This window comes from Citrobacter sp. RHB35-C21, assembly GCF_013816515.1.
GTDB lineage: Bacteria > Pseudomonadota > Gammaproteobacteria > Enterobacterales > Enterobacteriaceae > Citrobacter > Citrobacter braakii.
Map to the genome: position 1 here is coordinate 982,325 of NZ_CP057147.1, position 26,466 is coordinate 1,008,790.

Sequence of the window (26,466 nt, forward strand, 5' to 3'; positions counted from 1 at the left end):
GCCTTCGTCTCCAGACCTTGGGTCCGCGAAGGGGCGACACTATAGCTACCCTGGTATCAAGATACAAGCCCTTTTCTGGTCCACCAGGGCCCAAAGTGGTAGCATACCATGAATATTCCTCCCTTTGATGACGAATGCTTATGTCTATACAGAACGAAATGCCTGGCTACAACGACGTTAGCCAGTTTTTGAACCAACAAGGGGCTGGATTAACCCCGGCCGAAATGCACGGCTTGATCAGCGGGATGATTTGCGGCGGCAACAACGACAGCTCATGGCAGCCGCTGCTGCACGACCTGACGAACGAAGGTCTGGCCTTCGGTCACGAGCTGGCTCAGGCACTGATGAAAATGCACTCTGCCACCAGCGATGCCCTCGAGGACGACGGCTTCCTTTTTCAGCTTTATCTGCCTGAAGGCGACGACGTTAGCGTGTTTGATCGTGCCGATGCGCTGGCCGGGTGGGTAAACCACTTTTTGCTGGGCCTTGGCGTTACGCAGCCAAAGCTCGACAAAGTGACCGGTGAAACCGGTGAAGCGATTGACGACCTGCGCAATATCGCTCAGTTGGGATATGACGAAGACGAAGATCAGGAAGAGCTGGAAATGTCGCTCGAAGAGATTATCGAATACGTGCGCGTAGCCGCCTTGCTGTGTCATGACACGTTTACGCGTCAGCAGCTGACCGCGCCGGAAGTCCGTAAACCGACTCTGCACTAAGAACGAAATGCAAAGGAGAGTGTGATGAGCGAGATATCTCAGCAAGAATTCCAGCGTCGTCGCCAGGTTTTACTGGCACAAATGCAGCCTGGCAGCGCCGCGCTGATTTTTGCCGCGCCTGAAGCGACGCGCAGCGCGGACAGTGAATACCCGTACCGCCAAAGCAGTGATTTCTGGTACTTCACCGGTTTTAACGAACCGGAAGCCGTGCTGGTGCTGATTAAAAGTGATGACACTCATAACCACAGCGTTTTGTTTAATCGGGTTCGCGATCTGACGGCGGAGATCTGGTTTGGCCGCCGTCTGGGCCAGGATGCCGCACCGGCAAAACTCGGCGTTGACCGGGCGCTGGCCTTCAGTGAAATCAACCAACAACTGCACCTGTTGCTCAATGGCCTGGACGCGGTGTACCACGCACAGGGCGAATATGCTTGGGCAGACGAGATTGTGTGCACGGCGTTGGATAAACTGCGTAAAGGCTCCAGACAAAATCTGCACGCACCCGCCGCGATCATCGACTGGCGTCCAATGGTGCATGAAATGCGCCTGTTCAAATCACCAGAAGAAATTGCGGTCATGCGCCGTGCCGGAGAGATCAGTGCGCTGGCGCATACCCGCGCGATGGAAAAATGCCGTCCGGGAATGTTTGAATACCAGTTGGAAGGGGAGATTCACCACGAGTTTACTCGCCATGGCGCGCGTTACCCATCCTATAACACGATTGTCGGCAGCGGCGAAAACGGCTGTATTCTCCATTACACTGAAAATGAAAGTGCAATGCGCGATGGCGATCTGGTGTTAATTGACGCCGGGTGTGAATACAAAGGTTATGCGGGCGACATTACGCGTACCTTCCCGGTAAACGGCAAATTTTCCCCTGCTCAGCGTGAAATCTACGACATCGTACTGGAGTCATTAGAGACCAGCCTGCGCCTGTATCGCCCGGGGACGTCCATCCAGGAAGTCACCAGCGAAGTGGTGCGCATCATGATTACGGGTCTGGTGAGGCTTGGCATTTTGCACGGCGAGATCGACCAACTGATTACCGAAAATGCGCATCGCCCATTCTTTATGCATGGTCTTAGCCATTGGCTGGGACTGGATGTGCACGACGTTGGCGTTTATGGTCAGGACCGCTCACGTATTCTCGAGCCAGGAATGGTGCTCACCGTCGAACCGGGGCTGTATATCGCACCGGACGCCGATGTGCCGCCTGCTTATCGTGGTATCGGCATTCGTATTGAAGATGACATCCTCATCACCGAGGACGGCAATGAGAACCTGACCGCCAGCGTGGTGAAGAAAGCGGATGACATTGAAGCCTTAATGGCTGCGGCGCGACTGCAATGAGCGTGATTATCGTTGGCGGTGGTATGGTCGGTGCGGCGCTGGCGCTGGCCATTTCTCAGCTCAGCCACGGGACTCTGCCTGTTCACCTGATAGAAGCGAGCGAACCTGAAACTGACCGCCATCCAGGGTTTGACGCCCGGGCGATCGCGCTGGCGGCAGGGACCTGCCAACAGCTGGCGCGAATTGGCGTATGGCAGGCGATTGCCGATTGCGCAACGGCGATCAAAACGGTTCACGTCAGCGATCGCGGCCATGCCGGATTTGTGACGCTGGATGCGCAGGAATACCGTATTCCGGCGCTGGGCCAGGTGGTAGAACTGCACGATGTCGGGCTGCGTTTGTTTGCGCTGCTGCGTAAAGCGCCGGGCATAACGCTGCACTGCCCCGACCGTGTAGCCAGCGTGTCACGCACGCAGGAACGCGTTGAGGTTACGCTGGAAAATGGCGAGATGATTAATGGTCGCCTGTTGGTGGCCGCCGATGGCACGCGCTCCGCGCTGGCTACCGCCTGCGGCGTTGACTGGCAGCAACAACCCTATGAACAACTGGCGGTGATTGCCAACGTCACGACCTCCGTTGCGCATGACGGGCGAGCGTTTGAACGTTTCACACAATATGGTCCGCTGGCAATGCTACCGATGTCTGATGGTCGCTGCTCGCTGGTGTGGTGCCATCCGCTGGAGCGGCGGGATGAGATTATAGCCTGGTCCGACGAACAATTTTGCCGCGAACTGCAAACTGCGTTTGGCTGGCGGTTGGGGCGTATTACCCAGGCCGGTAAACGCAACGCCTATCCGCTTTCATTAACCTCGGCGCAAAAAGCTATTACCCATCGTACTGTGCTGGTGGGGAACGCAGCACAGACGCTGCATCCCATTGCCGGACAAGGTTTCAACCTTGGTCTGCGCGACGTGATGAGCCTGGCTGAGACGTTGACGCAGGCGCAAAACTGCGCGGAAGATATCGGTGATTATGCGGTGCTGGCACGCTATCAGCAGCGCCGCGAACGCGATCGCGAAACGACGATTGGTGTGACCAACAATTTGGTGTATTTGTTTGCCAATCGCTGGGCCCCGCTGGTCGTTGGGCGTAATGTCGGGCTGATGGCGATGGAATTATTCACGCCTGCGCGCGATGCGCTGGCGGAGCGGACCCTCGGTTGGGTTGCGCGATAGATATAACCTGTAGGCCGAATTAAAAAAGCAGGCCTGATTAGCGCAGCGCCATCAGGCAATGTCGCGGAAGTAATGCCGGATGGCGGCTTTGCCTTATCCGGCCTACGGTTTTTGATTGTCCTATTTTCAGGAGCAAACAGTGCAAAGTGTTGATGTAGCAATTGTTGGTGGCGGCATGGTGGGGCTGGCGGTTGCCTGCGGCTTGCAGGGCAGCGGGTTGCGCGTTGCAGTGTTAGAACAACATGTTCCGCAGCCTTTGGCGGCGGATGCACCTCCTCAGCTTCGCGTATCGGCCATTAATGCCGCCAGTGAAAAACTGCTTAGCCGACTGGGCGTCTGGTCCGACATTGTTGCCCGTCGCGCTTGTTGCTACCACGGCATGGAAGTCTGGGACAAAGACAGCTTTGGGCGTATTGCGTTTGATGACCAGAGCATGGGCTACAGCCATTTAGGCCACATCGTTGAAAACTCAGAGATCCATTACGCACTCTGGCAAAAAGCACAGCGTTCAGCGGATATTACGCTGATGGCGCCCGCTGAGTTACAGCAGGTAGCCTGGGGTGAGAATGAGGCATTTCTGTCCCTGAAAGATGGCGCAATGCTGACAGCTCGCCTGGTGGTCGGCGCCGATGGCGCTAACTCCTGGCTGCGCAACAAAGCGGATATTCCGCTCACTTTCTGGGATTACCGTCATCATGCGCTGGTGGCGACTATCCGTACGCAGGAAGCTCACGGCGCGGTTGCGCGGCAGGCGTTTCACGGTGAGGGGATCCTGGCGTTCCTGCCGCTCAGTGACCCGCACCTGTGCTCTATCGTCTGGTCGCTCTCGCCGCAGGAAGCAGAACGCATGCAGCAGACAAGCGTTGACGAGTTTAATCAGGCGCTGAATATCGCTTTTGATAATCGCCTGGGGCTGTGCAGCCTTGAAAGCGAGCGTCAGGCGTTTCCGCTGACGGGACGCTATGCCCGTCAGTTCGCTGCTCATCGTCTGGCGCTGGTGGGGGATGCGGCGCATACCATCCACCCGCTGGCGGGTCAGGGGGTTAACCTTGGATTTATGGATGCGGCGGAGCTGATCGATGAGCTGAAGCGGCTACAGCGTCAGGGCAAAGATATTGGTCAGTATCTCTATTTGCGCCGCTACGAGCGCAGCCGTAAGCACAGCGCAGCGATGATGCTGGCCGGTATGCAGGGCTTTCGTGAACTGTTTGCAGGCGAGAATCCGGCGAAAAAACTGCTGCGTGATATTGGTCTGAAACTGGCCGATACCCTGCCAGGCGTAAAACCACAGCTCATCCGCCAGGCGATGGGGCTGAACGATCTTCCTGAGTGGTTACGCTAGCGTCCGTAAGGACAATCTTAAGAGTTTGAGACCCGTCACACTTTCCACTCCCGGCCTGAGCGCCGGGGTGCTTCTCTCATTTGAAATAATCTAATTCCACGCCTTTTTTCGCATTAGTTTTTTTTATATTACGTTTTTTTCATAACGCCATTTTTGACAATTTTTCCACATTTAATGTTGGTTGGTGCTGTTAATTCCAGCTTGTATTTATTTTTTGTTCTGATTATTTGCCGTATGGATGGGGTTTTGTTCTGCCGGTGATTTTGCTGTTTTTGGCCATAAGCTAATGTGATGGTTAATTTTGCCTTATGGTTTAGCGTCTGTTTCGGTGGTAAGTTCAGGACAAAGAGAACGTTTGCGTCGTGGCCCCTGGAGCGGCTGCGGTGCTGGGTTTCGTGGCGAAAATTTCACCGCGAAAGAGTTGGTAGCCCCGCTTATTCAACGAGGAAAAGATGGCTCAACAGACTCCTTTGTACGAACAACACACGCTATGTGGCGCGCGCATGGTAGATTTCCATGGCTGGATGATGCCACTGCATTACGGTTCTCAGCTTGATGAACACCATGCTGTTCGCACCGATGCCGGAATGTTTGATGTGTCACATATGACCATCGTCGACCTGCGCGGTAGCCGCACCCGGGAGTTCTTGCGTTATCTGCTGGCAAACGACGTCGCGAAGCTAACGAAGACGGGTAAAGCCCTCTACTCCGGTATGCTCAACGCTTCGGGCGGCGTGATAGATGACCTGATTGTCTACTACTTCACTGAAGATTTCTTCCGCCTCGTTGTAAACTCCGCCACCCGCGAAAAAGACCTCTCCTGGATTACCCAACACGCTGAACCCTACGCCATCGACATCACCGTTCGAGACGATCTGTCGCTGATTGCGGTGCAGGGCCCAAACGCGCAGGAAAAAGCAGCCACATTGTTTACTGACGAGCAGCGTCAGGCGGTAGAAGGCATGAAGCCGTTCTTCGGCGTTCAGGCGGGTGATTTGTTTATCGCAACCACCGGTTATACCGGCGAAGCAGGCTATGAAATTGCTATGCCGAGTGAAAAGGCGGCAGACTTCTGGCGTGCGCTGGTACAAGCAGGTGTCAAACCTTGCGGTCTTGGCGCGCGCGACACGCTGCGTCTGGAAGCCGGCATGAACTTGTACGGTCAGGAGATGGACGAAGGCATTTCTCCGCTGGCGGCCAACATGGGCTGGACCATTGCGTGGGAACCGACTGACCGCGACTTTATCGGTCGGGAAGCGCTGGAAATGCAGCGTGAAAAAGGCCACGAACAGTTGGTCGGACTGGTGATGACCGAGAAAGGCGTACTGCGTAATGAACTGCCGGTGCGTTTCACCGATGCTTCCGGCAATCAGCAGGAAGGCATTATCACCAGCGGGACATTCTCCCCAACCCTGGGTTACAGCATCGCGCTGGCGCGTGTCCCTGCGGGTATTGGTGAGAATGCGATCGTACAGATCCGTAACCGCGAAATGCCGGTAAAAGTGACTAAACCTGTTTTTGTGCGTAACGGCAAAGCCGTCGCGTAATTCATCCTTTTTTGGAGATTGATTGATGAGCAACGTACCTGCAGAACTGAAATACAGCAAAGAACACGAATGGCTGCGCAAAGAAGCTGACGGCTCTTACACCGTTGGGATCACCGAACATGCTCAGGAGCTGTTAGGTGACATGGTTTTCGTTGACCTGCCCGAAGTTGGCGCAACCGTCAGCGCGGGCGATGACTGCGCCGTTGCGGAATCCGTAAAAGCGGCATCCGATATTTATGCGCCAGTAGGCGGTGAGATTGTTGCGGTTAACGACGCGCTCAGCGACTCCCCGGAACTGGTCAACAGCGAGCCGTATGCAGGGGGCTGGATCTTCAAAATCAAAGCCAGCGATGAAAGCGAAATTGAATCGCTGCTGGATGCGACTGCATATGAAGCTTTGTTAGAAGACGAATAAATACGCTTCATTCTTCACGTTGCAGGTGTGTTGGCTTTCTTGCACACCTCAGTTACTTACTGATGTAAGCTCCTGGGGATGTGCTGCGTCGCCGCCTTCCTGCAACGCGAATTTTTTGCGTATTCAGGTAAGTAGAGACACCTACGATTCACTGCACGTTTCAGGAACCATCGCCCATGACACAGACGTTAAGCCAGCTTGAAAATAGCGGCGCTTTCATTGAACGCCACATCGGACCGGACGCCGCGCAGCAGCAAGAGATGCTGAATGCGGTTGGCGCCGAGTCGTTAAACGCGCTGATCGGCCAGATTGTGCCGAAAGACATTCAGCTCGCAACCCCGCCACAGGTGGGCGAGGCGGCGACCGAATACGCTGCGCTGGCTGAATTAAAAGCCATCGCCGGGCGTAACAAGCGCTTCACGTCCTACATTGGCATGGGCTACACCGCCGTGCAGCTGCCACCGGTTATCCTGCGTAACATGCTGGAAAACCCGGGTTGGTACACCGCCTACACCCCGTATCAACCGGAAGTCTCCCAGGGCCGTCTGGAAGCATTGCTGAACTTCCAGCAGGTGACGCTGGACCTGACCGGCCTGGACATGGCTTCCGCTTCTCTGCTAGATGAAGCTACTGCTGCAGCTGAAGCCATGGCGATGGCCAAACGCGTCAGCAAACTGAAAAATGCTAACCGTTTCTTTGTGGCGGCTGATGTTCATCCGCAAACGCTGGACGTAGTGCGTACTCGTGCGCAAACTTTTGGTTTTGACGTCATTGTTGATGACGCGGCAAAAGCATTGGATCATCAGGATGTGTTCGGCGTGCTGTTGCAGCAGGTTGGCACCACCGGTGAAGTGCACGACTACAGCGCCCTGATTGGCGAACTGAAGTCACGCAAAGTGATTGTGAGCGTGGCTGCTGATTTTATGGCGCTGGTACTGCTGACTGCACCGGGCAAACAAGGCGCGGATATCGTTTTCGGCTCTGCGCAACGCTTCGGCGTACCGATGGGCTACGGCGGCCCGCACGCGGCATTCTTTGCCGCCAAAGACGAATTCAAACGCTCCATGCCAGGCCGTATTATCGGCGTCTCCAAAGATGCAGCGGGTAATACCGCCCTGCGCATGGCGATGCAGACTCGCGAACAGCATATCCGCCGCGAGAAAGCGAACTCCAACATTTGTACCTCGCAGGTTCTGCTGGCCAACATCGCCAGCCTGTATGCCGTTTATCATGGCCCGGTTGGCCTGAAACGCATCGCTAATCGCATCCATCGTCTGACCGATATTCTGGCAGCCGGTCTGCAACAGAAAGGATTGAAGCTGCGTCATGCGCACTACTTTGACACTTTGTGTGTTGAAGTGGCCGATAAGGCTGCGGTACTGGCGCGTGCTGAAGCGGCAGAAATCAACCTGCGTAGCGATATCCATAACGCGGTAGGTATTACGCTCGATGAAACCACCACCCGTGAAAACGTGGTGCAGTTGTTCAATGTTCTGCTGGGAGACAGCCACGGTCTTAACATCGAAACGCTGGACAAAGACGTGGCGCTCGACAGCCGTTCCATTCAGGACAGTATGCTGCGTGACGATGCGATCCTCAGCCATCCGGTGTTTAATCGCTATCACAGCGAAACCGAGATGATGCGTTACATGCACTCGCTGGAGCGCAAAGATCTGGCCCTGAACCAGGCAATGATCCCGCTGGGATCTTGCACCATGAAGCTGAACGCTGCCGCCGAGATGATCCCTATCACTTGGCCGGAATTCGCTGAACTGCATCCGTTCTGCCCGCCAGAGCAGGCAGAAGGTTATCACCAGATGATCGGCCAGCTTTCTGAATGGCTGGTAAAACTGACCGGTTATGACGCAGTCTGCATGCAGCCGAACTCCGGCGCGCAGGGCGAGTATGCGGGTCTGCTGGCGATTCGCCATTATCACGAAAGCCGTAACGAAGGCCATCGCGATATCTGTCTGATCCCGGCCTCTGCCCACGGTACCAACCCGGCCTCCGCACAGATGGCGGGTATGCAGGTAGTGGTTGTCGCCTGTGATAAGAACGGCAACATCGATCTTGGCGATCTGCGTGAAAAAGCGGCGCAGGCGGGTGAAAACCTCTCCTGCATCATGGTGACCTATCCCTCTACTCATGGCGTGTATGAAGAAACGATCCGTGAAGTGTGCGACGTTGTGCACCAGTTTGGCGGCCAGGTTTATCTTGATGGCGCGAACATGAATGCTCAGGTTGGGATCACCACACCGGGCTTTATCGGTGCCGATGTCTCACACCTTAACCTGCATAAAACATTCTGCATTCCGCACGGCGGCGGCGGCCCAGGTATGGGACCAATCGGTGTTAAATCGCATCTGGCGCCGTTCGTGCCGGGTCATAGCGTAGTACAGATTGAAGGGATGCTCACCCGTCAGGGCGCGGTTTCTGCGGCACCGTTCGGTAGCGCATCCATTCTGCCGATCAGCTGGATGTACATCCGTATGATGGGCGCAGAAGGTCTGAAGCAGGCAAGCCAGGTGGCGATCCTGAACGCTAACTACATTGCCAGCCGTCTGAAAGATGCCTATCCGGTGCTGTATACCGGTCGCGATGGTCGCGTGGCACATGAATGTATTCTCGACATTCGCCCACTGAAAGAAGAGACCGGCATCAGCGAACTGGATATTGCCAAGCGTCTGATCGATTACGGTTTCCATGCGCCGACCATGTCGTTCCCGGTAGCGGGTACGCTGATGGTGGAACCGACTGAATCGGAAAGCAAAGTGGAACTGGATCGCTTTATCAATGCGATGCTGGCAATCCGCGCAGAGATCGATCGCGTGAAAGCCGGTGAATGGTCGCTTACAGATAACCCGCTGGTTAACTCCCCGCACACGCAAAATGAGCTGGTCGCGGAGTGGAATCACGGTTACAGCCGCGAAATCGCCGTCTTCCCGGCGGGCGTAGCGAACAAATACTGGCCGACCGTGAAACGCCTTGATGACGTTTACGGTGACCGTAACCTGTTCTGCTCCTGCGTGCCGCTGAGCGATTATCAGTAATCGACTGATTCAGCTATCTTTTAAAGGCGCTTCGGCGCCTTTATTTTTGGGGAGAATAGTGATGGCTATAGCACTGGTTACGGGGGGCAGTCGCGGTATTGGTCGGGCAACCGCGCTGCAGTTAGCGCTAGAGGGTTACACGGTCGCCGTTAACTTTCATCACAATATTCGCGCGGCAACGGAGGTGGTGAACAATATCGCCGCTGCGGGAGGAAAGGCGTTTGCTCTGCGGGCAGATATCAGCGATGAAAGCCAGGTCGGGGCGATGTTTGAGTCCATTGACCGCGAGGGCGAGCCGCTGACTGCTCTGGTGAACAATGCCGGGATTTTGTTTGAACAGAGCACGGTGGAAAGCCTAACCGCTGAGCGTATTAATCGCGTCCTGGCGACTAATGTTACCGGCTATTTTCTGTGTTGTCGGGAAGCGGTAAAGCGCATGTCGTTTAAGCACGGCGGTCAGGGCGGGGCGATTGTGAATGTCTCTTCGGCGGCGTCACGGCTTGGCGCCCCGTTCGAATACGTTGATTATGCAGCCTCAAAAGGTGCGGTGGACACGCTCACCACCGGCCTCGCGTTGGAGGTTGCGGCGCAGGGGATACGCGTGAACTGCGTGCGACCCGGTCTTATCTACACGGAAATGCATGCGTCAGGCGGTGAGCCGGGAAGGGTCGATCGCGTGAAATCCATGTTGCCTATGCAGCGCGGCGGACAACCGGAAGAGGTCGCGCAGGCGATTACCTGGCTGCTGAGTGAGAAGGCGTCTTACGTCACGGGCAGTTTTTTGGAGCTGGCCGGCGGGAAGTAATGCGTTGCTTGCCGGATGGCGGCGTAAGCGTCTGCTCTGGTCTACAGGTTCAGTTCCCGTAAACCGGATAAGCGCAGTGCCATCCGGCAAAAAATTACAGATTCTCGCCGTTGCTGGCAATCACCGCTTTATACCACTCAAAACTTTTCTTACGCGAACGCGACATATCGCCAGTGCCGTCGTCGTGTTTGTTCACGTAGATAAAACCGTAGCGTTTGCTGTACTGGCCGGTGGTGAACGAGACGCAGTCGATGCAGCCCCACGGCGTGTAGCCCATCAGATCTACGCCGTCATACGTTACCGCTTTCATCATCTCTTCGACGTGGGCGCGCAGATAGTCGATGCGGTAGTCATCGTGGATGCTGCCGTCTTCTTCCACTTTGTCGTAAGCGCCAAATCCGTTTTCAACGATAAACAACGGCTTCTGATAACGCTCGTACAGTTCGCATAAGGCGTAACGCAGGCCGACCGGATCAATCTGCCAGCCCCAGTCGGATGCTTTGACGTGCGGGTTCGGCACGCTGCCCTCAAAACCGGAAATTGCATCGCCGCTACCACCTTCCGCTTTTACCGCGTTGGTCATGTAGTAGCTAAATCCGAGATAGTCGCAGGTACCTTCACGCAGGATTTGTTCATCGCCAGCTTCCATTCGAATATTGAATTCGCGGCGCTCCCACTCGTTCAGTACATAAGATGGATAGTAGCCGCGCAGTTGAACGTCGGTGAATACATAGCGTTCACGCATCGATTCCTGCGCGAACATCACATCTTCAGGCTTACAGGAGTACGGGTATAGCGGGACCATTGCCAGCATGCAGCCGACTTTCATTTCAGGGTTGATGCGACGTGCGGCTTTCACCGCCAGAGCGCTGGCCACAAACTGGTGGTGCAGCACCTGGTACATAGTCTCTTCCGGGTTTTCATGCTCGGTATACACCACGCCGGAGCAGCAATAGCCAAACAGCGGTGCACGCCAGTTACGCTGGTTGTTGATCTCGTTGAAGGTCATCCAGTATTTGACCTTGTGCTTGTAGCGCTCAAAGACCACTTCAGCAAAACGGACAAAGAAATCGACGACTTTACGATTGGTCCAGCTACCGTACTGTTGAACCAGGTGTAGCGGCATTTCGAAGTGGGAAAGGGTGATGACCGGTTCGATATTGTACTTCAGCAGTTCATCAAACATGTCGTCGTAGAATTTTAGCCCTTCTTCGTTTGGCTGGGTTTCGTCCCCTTTGGGGAAGATACGGGTCCAGGCAATTGACGTACGGAAGCATTTGAAGCCCATCTCGGCAAACAGCTTAATGTCTTCTTTGTAATGTCCGTAAAAATCGACGGCTTCGTGGTTGGGGTAGTACTTACCTGGCACGACGTCCTGAGTGATTTCTCGCGGAACGCCGTGTGCCCCCCCGGTCAGTACGTCGCAAATGCTGGGCCCTTTGCCACCTTTATTCCAGCCGCCTTCAACCTGATGCGCCGCAACCGCGCCGCCCCATAAAAAATCGTTTGGTAAGGTAAGTTTTTTCATCTGCGCTCAGTCTCAAATTAATACAATCTGATTTTGAGTCTAACAAAGGAAAGATAAATGTCACGATATAACAAAATAGCATTAATGTGATTTGTTACATCAAAAAAACATATTGTTTTTTTTACGCTATTCTTTTCGCCAGCTTGCGACCGAGTGATTCCAGAATATAAATAACGGGGATCTGCGTGGTTATATCGTATACCCCGGCAATGCGTGTCTGTGGAACGTGCCAGGAGAGATTAAAGTCGGCAAGTTTCGCGAGGCGCGAATGTTCATGGCTGGTGACCGACAGAACCTTACAGTTATGCAGACTGAACTGGCTGGCAAAGCGTAGGATCTCTTCGGTTTCTCCAGAAACGGAAAGCACGATCGCCAGCGCGTTTCTGGCCATATCATTAGTTACCGGGAAATAAGGGTCATCGATGTGGTTACTAAATTTTCCGACGTTTGAGAAAAAACGAGCGCCATATTTTGCCAGAGCTCCGGATGTTCCCGCCCCGACGAATATAATACGCTCGGAAGATAATATAATATCAACAGCCTGATCGAGTAATTTGTCGAACTCGTCGTTATTAACGCCTTTAAAGAAGCTGATAATTTCGCTGGCACCGAAATTAGCCTGTTGCGGTTCATTCTGCTCTAAATATAATTTGAAGCGTACGCGAAATTCTGAGTAACCTTCACACTTAAGCTTGCGGCAAAAGCGCAGTACGGTGGTGGTGGAAACGCCCACGGCATCCGCAAGTTCGCGAATGGTCATGTACATGACTTTGTCACGGTTTTTGATGACATAGTTGTAGACCAGCATCTCAAGATTGTTGAGACTGGCGATGGCAGCGTGGGAGAACATACTCACAATGGCAAAACTCACTCATCAGACTTCATCTACAGGGAATAATAACATGCAGCCAAATGACATCACTTTTTTTCAGCGTTTCCAGGATGACATTCTGGCCGGACGCAAAACCATTACGATTCGTGACGAGTCCGAATCACACTTCAAAGCCGGTGACATTCTACGGGTTGGGCGCTTCGAAGATGAGGGGTACTTCTGCACGATTGAGGTTGTTGGCACCTCAACCGTCACGCTGGATACGCTGACGGAGAAACATGCTCGCCAGGAAAATATGACGCTAGAAGAACTTAAACACGTGATTGCCGAGATTTACCCGGATCAAACACAATTTTATGTGATTGATTTTAAATGCCTTTGATTTTAACGGTACGCCTGTTAGCTGAATATTAAAATATAATATCATGATTTTTATGGATTATTATTTAGTTGGCAAATATTTTAGCTAACAGGTGTTCACTGGAACCATTCTCAGTTACGCTAGAGGAGCAATCACGATAGTGTTCGTTTCTCGGGAGTAAAATATGGTTCAGAAGCCATTAATTGCGCAGGGATATTCGCTGGCAGAGGAAATAGCCAATAGCATCAGTCACGGTATCGGGCTGGTGTTTGGGATTGTCGGACTGGTATTGTTGCTGGTTCAGGCAGTGGATACCAACGCCAGCGCCATGGCGATAACCAGCTATAGCCTGTATGGCGGCAGCATGATCCTGCTGTTCCTCGCCTCAACTTTATATCACGCGATCCCCCATCAAAGAGCGAAAGTCTGGCTGAAAAAGTTCGACCACTGCGCGATTTATCTGCTGATTGCCGGGACCTACACGCCATTTCTGCTGGTGGGGCTGGATTCGCCGCTGGCACGTGGACTGATGATTGTTATCTGGAGCCTGGCGCTGCTCGGTATTTTATTCAAACTGACCATTGCGCACCGGTTTAAGGTCCTGTCGCTGGTAACCTACCTGGCGATGGGCTGGCTATCGCTGATTGTGGTGTATCAACTGGCGGTTAAGCTGGCGGTGGGTGGTGTGACGTTGCTGGCAGTTGGTGGTGTGGTGTATTCGCTGGGCGTTATTTTTTACGTCTGTAAGCGCATTCCATACAACCACGCGATCTGGCACGGCTTTGTGCTGGGTGGCAGCGTTTGCCATTTCCTGGCGATCTACCTGTACGTGGGGCAGGCGTAATTATTATTACCCAGCGGTGCTGTGCTTACCGGGTCTTTAAAACGCGCGACCCGGTAAGATAAAGTCACCACCCGGCGATTTACTCTTCCAGCGAATAAGGCAGCGGTACGATATGCAGCGTTTTCGCGTCGTCACGAACGCGGAACACGCTGTCGGCTTCCATGTCGTTATTCATCACAACCTGCACCAGTACCTGTCCATCCGCCAGTTGCACCGCGGCGAGTACGGTGCCGGTACGGCGCCAGTTCTCACCCATTTTCAGCTCCAGGTCTTCACCTGCTTCCGGTACCCGACTGGCCGCACCTGCCAGCGTCCACATGGCACGTTTGTTGGCTCCGCGGAATTTTGCACGAGCAACCATTTCCTGACCGGTATAGCAGCCTTTTTTAAAGCTGATCCCGCCCAGAGCCTGCAGATTGGTGGCTTGCGGAATAAACTGTGCGCTGTTGGCAGTATCAATCACCGGAATACCTGCTTCGATATCCAGCGCCAGCCACTGTTGGCTGTTATTTAACTCCGCTTCACCGCGCAGCTTCTCTACCAGGGTTTCCGCCGTTGCAACATCAACGATCAGCAGGAAACGCTCAGCGGGATGTTCGAACCACAATATGGTGGAAGAACCTTCAGTAATGACCTGTTTATCGCTGTTTGGTAATTCGCTAAAGAGATTGGCCAGCGCAGCACGCGCCTGGAATCCCGCGACGCCCAGCAGTACGCGCTCGTCGTCCGGGGCAATCGCCACCTTCGAGAAGACCGCATATTTTTTCAGTTCGGTGAGCTGCGCATCGCGCAGACTACGGCGCTCAAGCCATGCAAAACCGTCACCCTGGCGGAATAGACGCAGGTTGCTCCACATTTTACCTTTGGCGTCACAATGTGCTGCCAACACGTGCTGATGCTCGGTCATCTGGCTGACATCCGCTGTGACCTGACCCTGAATATACTTCTCACTGTCGACACCGGTGATGGTGGCGAGCGCCCATTCATCGAGCGTCATTAGCGTCAGAGGCAAGCGCGTTGACGCGAAAGGCTGGCGAGGAGGAAAAGATATAAAAGCCATAATTAATGTCCTGATTTGCTTAACGCAGTGATAATGACTAATGGTAAAAGAGCTATGGCCCATTGCAAGCGGTTTAAACAGGCTATTTGTGCCATATATTAAGCTTTGCGAGGAGACATCCAAAAATGCTGAATCCTTTGACTTAATGTGGTTTTATTTAGCGAGCACGCTTCCGTTTGCTGATATTCCCGTAAATATGAGGGAAAAACACGTTACAATAGCGGGATACTTCGTTTTCGCGAGACAGGAAGAAGAACATGGATATTAACAACAAAGCACGTATTCATTGGGCATGCCGTCGCGGTATGCGTGAGCTGGACATCTCGATCATGCCGTTTTTCGAACATGAATATGACAGCTTAAGTGATGAAGAAAAACGTATCTTTATCCGTCTGCTAGAATGTGATGATCCAGACTTATTTAACTGGTTGATGAATCATGGGAAACCGGCTGATGCTCAGCTAGAGCAGATGGTGCGACTTATCCAGACACGGAATCGGGAACGTGGTCCAGTGGCAATCTGATTTACGCGTTTCATGGCGCGCGCAATGGCTTTCGTTGCTCATTCATGGGCTGGTCGCGGTATTTATTTTATTGATGCCCTGGCCATTGAGCTACACCCCATTATGGCTGGTTCTGCTCTCTCTGGTGGTGTTCGATAGCGTCCGTAGCCAGCGCCGAATCAATGCCTGTCAGGGCGAGATTCGGCTGTTGATGGACGGTCGTCTGCGCTGGCAAGGGCAAGAGTGGACTATTGCTAGCGCACCCTGGATGGTCAAAACAGGCATGATGCTGCGTTTACGTTCCGATGCCGGAAAACGTCAGCATTTGTGGCTGGCGGCAGACAGTATGGATGACGCGGAGTGGCGGGATTTGCGGCGGTTAATACTGCAACAGGCGAGGCAGGGATAATGCTGATGAATGTCTGATGGCGTGCAGCGTTAAGGTCTACGGTTCGGTGCGGCATGTAGGCCGGATATGGCGTTTACGCCTACATCCGGCAAAATGGTTATCAGGACCAGTGTTCGGCCATTTCACCAAGGATTTGCTCGCACCAGGCCTGAATGCGTTCATCGCTGAGATCGTACTGGTTTGTTTCATCCAGTGCCAGGCCAACAAACAGCTGTCCATCGGCAATGACGGGCTTATCGCTGGTAAATTCATACCCTTCGGTTGGCCAGTAACCAACAAATTTTACGCCTTTGGTGACCAGTTTATCGTGCAGCATACCCAGCGCATCCAGGAACCATTCACCGTATCCCAACTGATCGCCCATACCGTAAAGCGCAACAATTTTGCCTTCCAGGTTGAGGTCGTCCAGTTGCTCCCAGACCGCTTCCCAGTCCTCTTGGATTTCACCGAAATCCCAGGTTGGGATGCCTAAAATGAGCACGTCATACTGCTCCATTAAGGTCGGGGAATCATCTTTGAGGTTGTGCAGTGTCACCAGTTCGGGACCCAGGATATCGCGGATTTTTTCTGCTGCCATTTCGGTATAGCAGGTGCTGGAACCGTAAAAAAGACCCATGTTCATGACGTAAACATCTCAATTCTGCTGTAGCGTTGCGGGTAGTGTAACAGAATCGCCGCATTCTCGGCACAATGAGGCATAATGCATCAAAAATGAGAGTGAAATAAGGGGCGCGAGTGGAACAGGATCTGGCGCGCATCGAGCAGTTTCTTGATGCCCTGTGGCTGGAACGAAATCTGGCGGAAAACACGCTAAGTGCGTATCGTCGCGATCTGACCATGCTTGTTGAATGGCTACATCACCGCGGCGCCTCGCTTGCGACCGCGCAGAGTGATGACCTGCAAGCATTGTTGGCTGAGCGGATGGATGGGGGATATAAAGCCACCAGTTCCGCACGCTTGCTCAGTGCAATGCGGCGTTTTTTTCAGCATCTGTACCGTGAAAAATATCGCGAAGATGACCCCAGCGCCTCGCTTGCATCACCTAAACTTCCGCAGCGTCTGCCCAAAGATCTCAGCGAAGCACAGGTCGAACGACTTCTGCAGGCGCCGCTGATAGAACAACCGCTGGAACTTCGCGACAAAGCCATGCTGGAAGTATTGTATGCCACAGGCCTGCGCGTGTCTGAACTGGTGGGGCTGACGATGAGTGACGTCAGCCTGCGTCAGGGCGTGGTTCGGGTGATCGGTAAAGGTAATAAAGAGCGCCTTGTCCCGTTAGGTGAGGAGGCGGTGTACTGGCTGGAAACGTACCTGGAGCATGGGCGTCCGTGGTTGCTCAACGGTGTATCAATAGATGTGCTGTTTCCCAGCCAGCGGGCGCAACAGATGACTCGTCAAACCTTCTGGCATCGTATCAAACACTATGCTGTGTTGGCTGGAATCGACAGCGAAAAGCTGTCCCCGCACGTTCTGCGGCATGCGTTTGCCACGCATCTGCTCAACCATGGCGCTGATCTGCGCGTGGTGCAGATGCTACTGGGGCATAGCGACCTCTCGACAACGCAGATTTATACTCATGTCGCAACGGAGCGCTTGCGGCAACTACATCAACAGCATCACCCGCGAGCGTGAGTGCTGATAGGAAAGGATAGGTTATGAAAAAACGTTTTATGATGTTCACCCTGCTGGCGACGGCGTTTTCCGGCATGGTACATGCAGACGATGCGGCGATTCGCCAGTCATTAGCGAAGCTGGGTGTTCAGAGTACCGAGATTCAGTCTGCTCCGGTTGCGGGCATGAAAACTGTACTGACCAATAGCGGCGTGTTGTACGTTACCGAAGACGGTAAACATATTATTCAGGGACCGATGTATGACGTGAGCGGTGCAAGCCCGGTAAACGTCACCAACCAACTGCTGATGAAGCATTTGAACGCGCTGGAAAACGAGATGATCGTCTACAAAGCGCCGCAGGAAAAACACGTCATTACCGTTTTCACCGACATCACCTGTGGCTACTGCCACAAGCTGCATGAAGAGATGAAAGACTACAATGCGTTAGGGATTACCGTACGCTATCTGGCCTTCCCTCGTCAGGGACTGGAAAGCCAGGCCGAGCAGGATATGAAATCTATCTGGTGTGCGAAGGACAAAAACAAAGCCTTTGACGACGCCATGGCTGGCAAAGATGTGAAGCCTGCGGCCTGTAATGTGGACATCGCTAACCACTACGCGCTGGGCGTACAGTTTGGCGTCAGCGGTACGCCGGCGATTGTGCTGAGCAATGGCTATGTAGTGCCTGGCTATCAGGGCCCGAAAGAGATGAAAGAATTCCTCGACGCACATGCAAAACAAACCAGCGGTAAATAATTCGCGTGAAACAACAGATACAACTTCGTCGGCGTGAAGCCGACGAGACCGCCGAGCTACCTGCCGACTTGCCGCCATTGCTGCGCCGTTTATACGCCAGCCGCGGCGTGCGCAGCGCGCAGGAGCTTGAGCGTAGTGTGAAAGGCATGCTGCCGTGGCAGCATTTGAACGGTGTCGAAAAAGCGGTTGAAATCCTCTATAACGCTTTTCGCGAAGGAACCCGAATCATCGTGGTCGGCGATTTTGACGCCGATGGTGCGACCAGCACCGCGCTCAGCATTCTGGCGATGCGTGCGTTGGGCTGCAGTAACGTGGACTACCTGGTGCCTAATCGTTTTGAAGACGGTTATGGCTTAAGCCCGGAAGTCGTTGATCAGGCCCATGCCCGGGGCGCTCAGTTGATTGTCACCGTCGACAACGGCATCTCGTCCCACGCGGGTGTTGAACATGCCAGAACGCTGGGGATCCCGGTCGTTGTGACCGATCACCATCTGCCAGGGGACACGCTGCCGGGCGCTGAAGCGATCATCAATCCTAACCTGCACGATTGTGAATTCCCGTCTAAATCGCTGGCTGGCGTTGGCGTGGCCTTCTATCTGATGCTGGCGCTGCGCACCTTCCTGCGTGACAAAGGCTGGTTTGATGAACGAGGAATTGCGCCGCCGAACCTGGCGGATTTGCTCGATCTGGTTGCGCTTGGTACGGTGGCCGACGTGGTCCCGCTGGATGCCAATAACCGCATTCTGACGTGGCAAGGCTTAAGCCGTATTCGTGCCGGAAAGTGCCGCCCTGGTATAAAAGCGCTGCTGGAGATTTCCAATCGTGACCCACTCAAATTGGCTGCCAGTGATTTAGGTTTTGCCCTCGGGCCACGGCTGAATGCAGCGGGGCGTCTGGACGATATGTCCGTTGGCGTGGCGCTGTTGCTGTGCGACAACATTGGTGAAGCACGCGTGCTGGCCAATGAGCTGGACGCACTCAACCAGACGCGTAAAGAGATCGAGCAGGGTATGCAGGCTGAAGCGCTGACTCTGTGTGAAAAGCTGGAGCGCAGTAGCGATACGCTACCGGGCGGTCTGGCGATGTATCATCCCGAGTGGCATCAAGGAGTGGTGGGGATTCTGGCATCGCGTATTAAAGAGCGCTTTCACCGTCCGGTAATTGCGTTTGCCCCGGCCGGTGACGGTACGCTGAAAGGCTCCGGGCGCTCGATTCAGGGGCTGCACATGCGCGATGCGCTGGAGCGCCTGGACACTCTTCATCCAGGTATGATCCTCAAGTTTGGCGGTCACGCTATGGCGGCGGGTTTGTCGCTGGAAGAGGCGCAGTTTGAGCGTTTCCAGCAGCGTTTCGGTGAACTGGTAACCGAGTGGCTGGACCCTGCCTTACTGCAGGGCGAAGTGGTGTCAGACGGTGCTCTGAGCGCGGCGGAGATGACCATGGAGGTCGCGCAAATGCTGCGTGATGCCGGACCGTGGGGACAAATGTTCCCGGAACCGCTGTTTGACGGGCATTTCCGTCTGCTCCAGCAGCGTCTGGTCGGTGAGCGTCATCTGAAGGTGATGGTGGAGCCCGTCGGTGGTGGACCGTTGCTGGACGGTATTGCGTTTAACGTTGATACCACCTGCTGGCCGGATAACGGTGTTCGCGAAGTTCAGCTTGCCTACAAACTGGATATTAATGAGTTTCGCGGCAACCGCAGCCTGCAGATTATAATCGATAATATCTGGCCACTTTAGCGTCACTTTACACAAAATCATTCAAGCTGCATCGAGGCGGCAAGTGGATGAGTCTCCATGAGCGTACGAGTAGTACGTGACCGGGGAGAAATCGCGCAGCCAACAAAGAGGCAGCTTGAAGGATGATGTGTATATTCGCTATAAAAAAGGGTGTGGATTAGTTACAATCCCGCTCTTATAACCGCATTTTGACTAGTCCAATAAAAGAAATCAGACAATGTTTGAAATTAATCCGGTAAATAACCGCATTCAGGACCTCACGGAGCGCTCTAACGTTCTTAGGGGGTATCTTTGACTATGATGCCAAGAAAGAGCGTCTGGAAGAAGTAAACGCCGAGCTGGAACAGCCGGACGTATGGAACGAACCCGAACGCGCGCAGGCGCTGGGTAAAGAGCGTTCCTCCCTTGAGGCCATCGTTGATACGCTTGATCAGATGAGCCAGGGCCTGGAAGATGTCTCCGGCCTGCTGGAACTGGCTGTAGAAGCCGACGACGAAGAAACCTTTAACGAAGCCGTAGCAGAACTTGATACGCTGGAAGATAAGCTGGCCCAGCTGGAATTCCGTCGTATGTTCTCCGGTGAATATGATAGCGCAGATTGCTATCTCGATATTCAGGCTGGCTCAGGCGGTACGGAAGCACAGGACTGGGCAAGCATGCTGATGCGTATGTACCTGCGTTGGGCTGAAGCGCGCGGCTTTAAGACTGAAATTATTGAAGAATCTGAAGGTGAAGTGGCGGGTATTAAATCCGTGACCATCAGAATTGCTGGCGAATATGCTTACGGTTGGTTGCGTACTGAAACCGGTGTACATCGCCTGGTGCGTAAAAGCCCGTTCGACTCCGGCGGTCGTCGCCATACGTCGTTCAGCTCTGCGTTTGTCTACCCGGAAGTTGACGATGATATTGATATCGATATCAACCCGGCGGACCTGCGTATTGACGTTTATCGCGCTTCTGGTGCGGGCGGTCAGCACGTTAACCGTACCGAATCTGCGGTGCGTATCACCCACATCCCGACCGGGATTGTGACGCAGTGTCAGAACGACCGTTCCCAGCACAAGAACAAAGACCAGGCCATGAAGCAGATGAAAGCGAAGCTTTATGAACTGGAAATGCAGAAGAAGAATGCCGAGAAACAGGCGATGGAAGATACTAAATCAGATATCGGCTGGGGTAGCCAGATTCGTTCTTATGTCCTTGATGACTCCCGCATCAAAGATCTGCGTACTGGGGTTGAAACCCGCAACACGCAGGCGGTGCTGGATGGCAGCCTGGATCAATTTATCGAAGCAAGTTTGAAAGCAGGGTTATGAGGAACCAACATGTCTGAACAACACGTACAGGGCGCTGACGCGGTAGCCGACCTTAACAATGAACTGAAAACGCGCCGTGAGAAGCTGGCGAGCCTGCGCGAGCAGGGGATCCCCTTCCCGAACGATTTCCGTCGCGATCATACCTCAGACCAACTGCATGCTGACTTCGACGCGAAAGAAAACGAAGAGCTGGAAGCGCTGAACATTGAGGTTTCCGTTGCTGGCCGTATGATGACCCGCCGTATTATGGGTAAAGCATCATTCGTTACGCTGCAGGATGTTGGCGGCCGTATTCAGCTGTACGTTGCTCGCGACGATCTGCCGGAAGGCGTCTACAACGAGCAGTTCAAAAAATGGGATCTGGGCGATATCCTCGGCGCGAAAGGTAAGTTGTTCAAGACCAAGACCGGTGAGCTGTCTATCCACTGTACCGAGCTGCGTCTGCTGACGAAAGCGTTGCGCCCATTGCCGGATAAATTCCACGGTCTGCAGGATCAGGAAGCGCGCTATCGTCAACGCTACCTGGACCTCATCTCTAACGATGAATCACGCAATACCTTTAAAGTGCGTTCACAGATTATGGCTGGTATCCGTCAGTTCATGGTTGGTCGTGGTTTTATGGAAGTAGAAACCCCAATGATGCAGGTGATCCCAGGCGGGGCGGCAGCGCGTCCGTTTATCACCCATCATAACGCGCTGGATCTGGACATGTACCTGCGTATCGCACCGGAACTGTACCTCAAGCGCCTGGTGGTTGGCGGCTTCGAACGCGTATTCGAAATTAACCGTAACTTCCGTAACGAAGGCATCTCTGTTCGCCATAATCCAGAGTTCACCATGATGGAACTCTACATGGCTTATGCGGACTACAAAGATCTGATCGAACTGACCGAATCGCTGTTCCGTACGCTGGCGCAGAACGTTCTGGGAACGACTGAAGTGCCTTACGGCGAAGAAGTCTTTGACTTTGGTAAGCCGTTCGAAAAACTGACGATGCGCGAAGCGATTCAGAAATACCGTCCGGAAACCAACATGGCCGATCTGGATAACTTTGATTCTGCAAAAGCGATTGCGGAATCTATCGGTATCAAAGTTGAGAAGAGCTGGGGTCTGGGCCGTATCGTGACCGAAATCTTTGAAGAAGTTGCAGAAGCGCACCTGATTCAACCGACCTTCATTACCGAGTACCCGGCAGAAGTTTCTCCGCTGGCGCGTCGTAATGATGAAAATCCGGAAATCACCGATCGCTTCGAATTCTTCATTGGCGGACGTGAAATCGGTAACGGCTTCAGCGAGCTGAACGATGCAGAAGATCAGGCGCAGCGTTTCCAGGATCAGGTTAACGCCAAAGATGCAGGTGACGACGAAGCGATGTTCTACGACGAAGACTATGTTACCGCTCTGGAACACGGTCTGCCGCCGACTGCGGGCCTGGGCATTGGTATCGACCGTATGGTTATGCTGTTCACAAACAGCCATACTATCCGCGACGTAATCCTGTTCCCGGCAATGCGCCCGGTTAAGTAAGATGTGAAATGCCGGATGGCGGCTGATGCCTTATCAGGCCTACGATGCGTTATGTAGGCCTGATGGGCGTAGCCCCGTCAGGCAATCAATTCCCGTTGGCAAACTTGCGCAGTAACTCTCGCGCCTTAACGTCAGAAACCTGCATTACCATCCACGGGCTAAAAGCCCACGGCGTCGCGTCAATCCCGCTCAATACATCCTCAAGATTGCTCCACTGGGAATCCATCACTTCATCTGGGTTTAGCTGTAGCTCACTGACGATATGTGCGGCATAAACCGGGCATACTTCGTTTTCCACTATTCCACTCGGATCCGTGGTGCAATAACGAAAATCAGCATACACGGGGCTGAGCGAGTCGATGTCTGCGCCCAGTTCAAAGCAAGCCCGGCGGATAATAGCGGCTTCGGTGGTTTCACCCAACTGCGGGTGACCGCAGACAGAGTTGGTCCAGACGCCTGGCCAGGCTTTTTTGTGCAGCGAACGGCGGGTGACCAGCAGTTGACCCTGCTCGTTAAATATCCAGCATGAGAAAGCAGAGTGCAGGGGGGTTGTGGCGGTATGCGCCGCATACTTTTCCAGTGTTCCACAGGGCTGGCCCTGCTCATTCAATAAAATGACATGTTCCTGTCGCATAGCGTCCACCATCAATCTTAAGCATTCACATTATATGCTGTATTAAGTCAGAATGATTAACAGAGGGTGTGAAATGCCAGAGTCGACGCTTCGTTGCGCGATATGATTTGGCATCCGGTTTCTGGCTGCTATGATAAAGCGTCTGAAAATGTTGCGAGGTATTGTTTTGAGTGCAGGACGCCTGAAGAAAAATGGCCTGAGTATCGCGATGCTGCTGTGTGTCGGTCTGCTGTTAGCAGGCTGTTCCGGGAGCAAGTCGTCTGATACAGGAAGTTATTTCGGCTCCGTGTATACCGTGAAGCGGGGAGATACGCTATACCGTATTTCGCGCGCCACCGGGACCAGCGTAAAAGAGCTTGCACGCCTGAATAATATTTCACCGCCCTATACCATTGAAGTGGGGCAAAAGCTGAAGGTCAGCGGCGGCGCGAAAACCAGTTCAGGCTCTGGCAAAACAACGACAAAATCCTCAACCAAAACGGCGGCGGTCAGACCATCTTCGTCCGTACCGCAGTCCTCCTGGCCACCGGTAGGACAGCGCTGCTGGCAGTGGCCTGCCAGCGGTAAAGTGATTCTGCCTTATTCAACCGCGGACGGCGGCAATAAAGGCATTGATATCTCAGCTGCGCGCGGTACGCCGATTTATGCCGCCGGAGCCGGGAAGGTGGTTTATGTCGGTAATCAGCTACGGGGTTACGGTAATCTCATTATGATTAAGCACAGTGAGGACTACATCACTGCGTATGCGCATAATGACACCATGTTGGTGAACAACGGTCAAAACGTGAAAGCCGGGCAGAAGATCGCGACGATGGGCAGCTCGGATGCGACCACGGTGCGGCTGCATTTCCAGATCCGCTATCGGGCGACGGCTATCGATCCGCTGCGTTATTTGCCACCAAAGGGCAGTAAGCCAAAATGCTGACGGTGAATTAATCGCCAGTCAGTCAGTTAGTCCCTTGCCAAGAAGAGCGTAAGGTTTATAATCCCTTACGCACTCCAATGCGGGCGTAGTTCAATGGTAGAACGAGAGCTTCCCAAGCTCTATACGAGGGTTCGATTCCCTTCGCCCGCTCCACGACTTACTTCTCACTGACTCTCCTGATTCAATTATCCTTCGTAATCTCAATGTGTTTCTTTGTTTAACGGTCAGACAGACTCAATGCACGACTATGCAGGCTAAAGCGATTGTGGGAGACGATAGCCCCCCCTGGCAGGAGATACCTCATATGAAACTAACTATCCACAGGGGCAAAAGAGAAATCTTTGACGTTCTCGGATAGTACAGCCTTGTATATGCTGGTTAATCCTTACAATTCGCGATACTGGTGTCTTAAATATCGCATTTCCCCCGTGGTACAAAAAATCAACTATCAATCAATTGAATTTATTTAAGAAATTTTAAGGAGTATGTTTGATTGTCTGTCTGAAAATATATCAACGTTAATACAGGTCACGTAGTTAATTGTTAGATTATAATTCCATAGTTATCTTTTTTTGAACACGATATAAGATTAGTCATCCTTCATAAATAAGTAATGTGGCCTTTTCGTAGGTCAATTTTCTCTAATCGGTAGTAACAGGTTTTAAATGGTTTAGACTTGGTAGGATTTTACCTGGATAAACATGGTGGACATCTATTTTGTTAAAAATATCTTCAGGAGTTTTATCATTAGTAATAATTTCTTAAGGTGACTAGTTTTGTTCTCATTATCCGGTCACGAAATTATGTAGATACACAAAAATATACGAATTACTTTAGTACTTTGTACCATTTTGAATGCTTGCTATGCCGGGTGGCTCGTTAGCCTTGTGTATATTATGTCATTGTTGTTGAAAAATATGGAAAATATAGTTAGATAGACTTCAGTTGTACTGATTAAAATCTCACACGGTATAGCTAAGAATTTAAAGGTAGAGACATGGGTGACAATTCAGGCAGGCTACCTTTAACCCCAGTATGTATGCTGGTAATTTGTAAGTAAATGTTTCTGTGTGTTTTGAGAATTTTCTCATTTTGAATAAAAGATGAAAGTGCGGTTTCACAGGTAGTGCTAATAATACAACCAATAATCGTATTAAAATGCCGATATCCATTAGTAATTCAAATCTAAGAATGAGTGATTGATAGCTTTTAGCTATGAATGGCGAGGAGTTGATATCACATCCTTGTTGTGTAAAAGTTCATCTCATGTATTTAGCAATATTAATAAAATCAATTACTCGATTGTTAGGTATTTTTTAGAGGGTCGGTGTGCTTAAAAGTAGACACTTACCTTTCCATGGATGAAATAGAGTTTTTTGAGGTTATGGAGGCTTCATGAAGTATCAACATTTCTGGCCACCTAATGATATTTACTTTGGGGGTGGTGTCGCTAGTGTTATTGATGAAATGTCACTGATTACAAACGAAAGAAATTATTTATTCGTGAATCTTAATCAATATAGCTTACGTAGCACCTTGGTTTTTTTCTCACGGAATAAAAATATCAATAAAATCATAATCATCATTTCCAGCTCACGGTTGATGCCTTTGGCTCTTTTTTGGTTGGATAATATCAAAAATGTTATTGCTGTTTTCGATACTTCAACATCTGTGTCGGAGATGATTAAGAAAATAAGCCTATATCGACGAAATGGTGACAAGATAACGGCAGGGCGAAGGGAATGTAACTTTAAGATTAGCAACAAAGATATCATGAAGATGAAGTACTTCTTAACCGAAAGCGGTATGGAGGAGCTTCAGGATAGATTTATGAACTCGCCGTCAACATTGTATCGTTGGAGAAAAGAGATCGCCCTTAAATTCGGCGTGCGAGACCCTCGATATCTTCTATTGCCAGAATAAAATGCTATGCGTTTTCTCATTAAGAATTACAATTAAAGATCCGATCTTTAATTGTTGTTTTAGAACGGATACTGCATACGACCTCCATTTAAC

The 26,466-nt window shown here is 52.4% G+C and carries 24 protein-coding genes and 1 tRNA gene; 20 read left to right on the forward strand and 5 right to left on the reverse strand.

Annotated elements, in window-relative coordinates:
• Positions 1 to 140: 140 nt before the first annotated feature.
• The 8 genes from HVZ39_RS04860 to HVZ39_RS04895 all read left to right on the forward strand — a co-directional run bounded on the left by HVZ39_RS04860 (position 141) and on the right by HVZ39_RS04895 (position 10,403).
• Positions 141 to 719, forward strand: coding sequence for a YecA family protein (locus HVZ39_RS04860; RefSeq protein WP_181633281.1), 579 nt, complete (start codon positions 141 to 143; stop codon positions 717 to 719).
• Positions 720 to 743: 24 nt separating this feature from the next.
• Positions 744 to 2,069, forward strand: a complete 1,326-nt coding sequence (gene pepP, locus HVZ39_RS04865; RefSeq protein ID WP_181633282.1) for a Xaa-Pro aminopeptidase — start codon at positions 744 to 746, stop codon at positions 2,067 to 2,069.
• Positions 2,066 to 3,244 (forward strand): 2-octaprenyl-6-methoxyphenyl hydroxylase, encoded by a 1,179-nt coding sequence (gene ubiH / locus HVZ39_RS04870; protein ID WP_181633283.1) that lies wholly within the window; start codon positions 2,066 to 2,068, stop codon positions 3,242 to 3,244. The genes pepP and ubiH overlap by 4 nt, the downstream gene beginning before the upstream one ends.
• A 139-nt stretch (positions 3,245 to 3,383) precedes the next feature.
• The gene (ubiI, locus tag HVZ39_RS04875) at positions 3,384 to 4,586 is read left to right on the forward strand and encodes an FAD-dependent 2-octaprenylphenol hydroxylase (protein WP_094168633.1); all 1,203 of its coding nucleotides are present in this window, start codon (positions 3,384 to 3,386) and stop codon (positions 4,584 to 4,586) included.
• Between the two features lie 452 nt (positions 4,587 to 5,038).
• On the forward strand, positions 5,039 to 6,133 hold the full coding sequence (gcvT, locus tag HVZ39_RS04880) for a glycine cleavage system aminomethyltransferase GcvT (protein ID WP_016157417.1): 1,095 nt from the start codon (positions 5,039 to 5,041) through the stop codon (positions 6,131 to 6,133).
• A gap of 25 nt (positions 6,134 to 6,158) precedes the next feature.
• The gene (gcvH, locus tag HVZ39_RS04885) at positions 6,159 to 6,548 is read left to right on the forward strand and encodes a glycine cleavage system protein GcvH (protein ID WP_003026965.1); all 390 of its coding nucleotides are present in this window, start codon (positions 6,159 to 6,161) and stop codon (positions 6,546 to 6,548) included.
• A gap of 176 nt (positions 6,549 to 6,724) precedes the next feature.
• Entirely contained in the window at positions 6,725 to 9,598 is a 2,874-nt protein-coding gene (gcvP, locus tag HVZ39_RS04890; RefSeq protein WP_181633284.1) for an aminomethyl-transferring glycine dehydrogenase, read from the forward strand.
• Positions 9,599 to 9,659: 61 nt separating this feature from the next.
• Positions 9,660 to 10,403: an SDR family oxidoreductase gene (locus HVZ39_RS04895; RefSeq protein ID WP_016154354.1), complete on the forward strand. Its 744-nt coding sequence runs from the start codon at positions 9,660 to 9,662 to the stop codon at positions 10,401 to 10,403.
• Positions 10,404 to 10,497: 94 nt separating this feature from the next.
• On the opposite strand, the gene bglA is transcribed toward HVZ39_RS04895, so the two are convergent.
• Complete coding sequence (gene bglA / locus HVZ39_RS04900) at positions 10,498 to 11,931, reverse strand: 6-phospho-beta-glucosidase BglA (protein ID WP_016154353.1); 1,434 nt, start codon at positions 11,929 to 11,931, stop codon at positions 10,498 to 10,500.
• A 121-nt stretch (positions 11,932 to 12,052) separates the two neighbouring features.
• Positions 12,053 to 12,781, reverse strand: a complete 729-nt coding sequence (locus HVZ39_RS04905) for a MurR/RpiR family transcriptional regulator (RefSeq protein ID WP_003838265.1) — start codon at positions 12,779 to 12,781, stop codon at positions 12,053 to 12,055.
• Positions 12,782 to 12,833: 52 nt separating this feature from the next.
• On the opposite strand from HVZ39_RS04905, the gene yqfB reads away from it, so the two are divergent.
• Both yqfB and HVZ39_RS04915 read left to right on the forward strand, forming a co-directional pair.
• Positions 12,834 to 13,145 carry a N(4)-acetylcytidine aminohydrolase gene (yqfB, locus tag HVZ39_RS04910; protein WP_016154352.1) on the forward strand — a complete coding sequence of 104 codons (312 nt, stop codon included), beginning with the start codon at positions 12,834 to 12,836 and terminating at the stop codon, positions 13,143 to 13,145.
• A 163-nt stretch (positions 13,146 to 13,308) separates the two neighbouring features.
• Entirely contained in the window at positions 13,309 to 13,968 is a 660-nt protein-coding gene (locus HVZ39_RS04915; protein ID WP_016154351.1) for a hemolysin III family protein, read from the forward strand.
• Between the two features lie 79 nt (positions 13,969 to 14,047).
• Here HVZ39_RS04915 and ygfZ read toward each other — a convergent pair whose 3' ends face one another.
• The gene (gene ygfZ / locus HVZ39_RS04920) at positions 14,048 to 15,028 is read right to left on the reverse strand and encodes a tRNA-modifying protein YgfZ (RefSeq protein WP_016154350.1); all 981 of its coding nucleotides are present in this window, start codon (positions 15,026 to 15,028) and stop codon (positions 14,048 to 14,050) included.
• A 257-nt stretch (positions 15,029 to 15,285) separates the two neighbouring features.
• Here ygfZ and sdhE point away from each other — a divergent pair, with 257 nt between their 5' ends.
• On the forward strand, positions 15,286 to 15,552 hold the full coding sequence (gene sdhE / locus HVZ39_RS04925) for an FAD assembly factor SdhE (RefSeq protein ID WP_016154349.1): 267 nt from the start codon (positions 15,286 to 15,288) through the stop codon (positions 15,550 to 15,552).
• Positions 15,533 to 15,940: a protein YgfX gene (locus HVZ39_RS04930; protein ID WP_047357821.1), complete on the forward strand. Its 408-nt coding sequence runs from the start codon at positions 15,533 to 15,535 to the stop codon at positions 15,938 to 15,940. The genes sdhE and HVZ39_RS04930 overlap by 20 nt, the downstream gene beginning before the upstream one ends.
• Positions 15,941 to 16,040: 100 nt before the next feature.
• Here the strand turns inward: HVZ39_RS04930 and fldB are convergent, their stop codons facing one another.
• Positions 16,041 to 16,562: a flavodoxin FldB gene (fldB, locus tag HVZ39_RS04935; protein ID WP_016154347.1), complete on the reverse strand. Its 522-nt coding sequence runs from the start codon at positions 16,560 to 16,562 to the stop codon at positions 16,041 to 16,043.
• Between the two features lie 113 nt (positions 16,563 to 16,675).
• Here fldB and xerD point away from each other — a divergent pair, with 113 nt between their 5' ends.
• The 5 genes from xerD (at position 16,676) to lysS (ending at position 22,891) form a co-directional block, all read left to right on the forward strand.
• Positions 16,676 to 17,572, forward strand: a complete 897-nt coding sequence (gene xerD / locus HVZ39_RS04940) for a site-specific tyrosine recombinase XerD (RefSeq protein ID WP_016154346.1) — start codon at positions 16,676 to 16,678, stop codon at positions 17,570 to 17,572.
• 23 nt (positions 17,573 to 17,595) lie between these two features.
• Positions 17,596 to 18,309 (forward strand): bifunctional protein-disulfide isomerase/oxidoreductase DsbC, encoded by a 714-nt coding sequence (gene dsbC, locus HVZ39_RS04945; protein ID WP_047414418.1) that lies wholly within the window; start codon positions 17,596 to 17,598, stop codon positions 18,307 to 18,309.
• Between the two features lie 5 nt (positions 18,310 to 18,314).
• On the forward strand, positions 18,315 to 20,048 hold the full coding sequence (gene recJ / locus HVZ39_RS04950) for a single-stranded-DNA-specific exonuclease RecJ (protein WP_016157413.1): 1,734 nt from the start codon (positions 18,315 to 18,317) through the stop codon (positions 20,046 to 20,048).
• A 217-nt stretch (positions 20,049 to 20,265) separates the two neighbouring features.
• Positions 20,266 to 21,364, forward strand: a protein-coding gene (gene prfB, locus HVZ39_RS04955) for a peptide chain release factor 2 (protein WP_100250065.1) whose coding sequence is annotated in 2 segments (ribosomal slippage) — positions 20,266 to 20,340 and positions 20,342 to 21,364 — 1,098 coding nt in all. Because the reading frame shifts where the segments join, the coding sequence is not laid out codon by codon here.
• 9 nt (positions 21,365 to 21,373) lie between these two features.
• Complete coding sequence (lysS, locus tag HVZ39_RS04960) at positions 21,374 to 22,891, forward strand: lysine--tRNA ligase (RefSeq protein ID WP_005123357.1); 1,518 nt, start codon at positions 21,374 to 21,376, stop codon at positions 22,889 to 22,891.
• An 85-nt stretch (positions 22,892 to 22,976) separates the two neighbouring features.
• Here lysS and idi read toward each other — a convergent pair whose 3' ends face one another.
• Positions 22,977 to 23,525 (reverse strand): isopentenyl-diphosphate Delta-isomerase, encoded by a 549-nt coding sequence (idi, locus tag HVZ39_RS04965; protein ID WP_181633285.1) that lies wholly within the window; start codon positions 23,523 to 23,525, stop codon positions 22,977 to 22,979.
• Positions 23,526 to 23,691: 166 nt separating this feature from the next.
• Here idi and actS point away from each other — a divergent pair, with 166 nt between their 5' ends.
• From actS to HVZ39_RS04980, 3 genes are all read left to right on the forward strand, one after another.
• Complete coding sequence (actS, locus tag HVZ39_RS04970; RefSeq protein ID WP_181633286.1) at positions 23,692 to 24,450, forward strand: amidase activator ActS; 759 nt, start codon at positions 23,692 to 23,694, stop codon at positions 24,448 to 24,450.
• 79 nt (positions 24,451 to 24,529) lie between these two features.
• Positions 24,530 to 24,603: transfer RNA gene (locus HVZ39_RS04975), tRNA-Gly, on the forward strand.
• Positions 24,604 to 25,845: 1,242 nt separating this feature from the next.
• On the forward strand, positions 25,846 to 26,373 hold the full coding sequence (locus HVZ39_RS04980; protein ID WP_046274927.1) for a Vi polysaccharide biosynthesis protein TviA: 528 nt from the start codon (positions 25,846 to 25,848) through the stop codon (positions 26,371 to 26,373).
• Positions 26,374 to 26,466 lie beyond the last annotated feature (93 nt).

Bases quoted from the DNA above. Each gene is read 5' to 3' on its own strand.
- HVZ39_RS04860 (WP_181633281.1), top strand. From the start codon at position 141: ATGTCTATACAGAACGAAATGCCTGGCTACAACGACGTTAGCCAGTTT.
- pepP (WP_181633282.1), top strand. From the start codon at position 744: ATGAGCGAGATATCTCAGCAAGAATTCCAGCGTCGTCGCCAGGTTTTA.
- HVZ39_RS04895 (WP_016154354.1), top strand. From the start codon at position 9,660: ATGGCTATAGCACTGGTTACGGGGGGCAGTCGCGGTATTGGTCGGGCA.
- bglA (WP_016154353.1), bottom strand. From the start codon at position 11,931: ATGAAAAAACTTACCTTACCAAACGATTTTTTATGGGGCGGCGCGGTT.
- yqfB (WP_016154352.1), top strand. From the start codon at position 12,834: ATGCAGCCAAATGACATCACTTTTTTTCAGCGTTTCCAGGATGACATT.
- HVZ39_RS04915 (WP_016154351.1), top strand. From the start codon at position 13,309: ATGGTTCAGAAGCCATTAATTGCGCAGGGATATTCGCTGGCAGAGGAA.
- ygfZ (WP_016154350.1), bottom strand. From the start codon at position 15,028: ATGGCTTTTATATCTTTTCCTCCTCGCCAGCCTTTCGCGTCAACGCGC.
- sdhE (WP_016154349.1), top strand. From the start codon at position 15,286: ATGGATATTAACAACAAAGCACGTATTCATTGGGCATGCCGTCGCGGT.
- gcvH (WP_003026965.1), top strand. From the start codon at position 6,159: ATGAGCAACGTACCTGCAGAACTGAAATACAGCAAAGAACACGAATGG.
- dsbC (WP_047414418.1), top strand. From the start codon at position 17,596: ATGAAAAAACGTTTTATGATGTTCACCCTGCTGGCGACGGCGTTTTCC.
- gcvP (WP_181633284.1), top strand. From the start codon at position 6,725: ATGACACAGACGTTAAGCCAGCTTGAAAATAGCGGCGCTTTCATTGAA.
- HVZ39_RS04980 (WP_046274927.1), top strand. From the start codon at position 25,846: ATGAAGTATCAACATTTCTGGCCACCTAATGATATTTACTTTGGGGGT.
- idi (WP_181633285.1), bottom strand. From the start codon at position 23,525: ATGCGACAGGAACATGTCATTTTATTGAATGAGCAGGGCCAGCCCTGT.
- gcvT (WP_016157417.1), top strand. From the start codon at position 5,039: ATGGCTCAACAGACTCCTTTGTACGAACAACACACGCTATGTGGCGCG.
- fldB (WP_016154347.1), bottom strand. From the start codon at position 16,562: ATGAACATGGGTCTTTTTTACGGTTCCAGCACCTGCTATACCGAAATG.
- lysS (WP_005123357.1), top strand. From the start codon at position 21,374: ATGTCTGAACAACACGTACAGGGCGCTGACGCGGTAGCCGACCTTAAC.
- HVZ39_RS04905 (WP_003838265.1), bottom strand. From the start codon at position 12,781: ATGTTCTCCCACGCTGCCATCGCCAGTCTCAACAATCTTGAGATGCTG.
- ubiH (WP_181633283.1), top strand. From the start codon at position 2,066: ATGAGCGTGATTATCGTTGGCGGTGGTATGGTCGGTGCGGCGCTGGCG.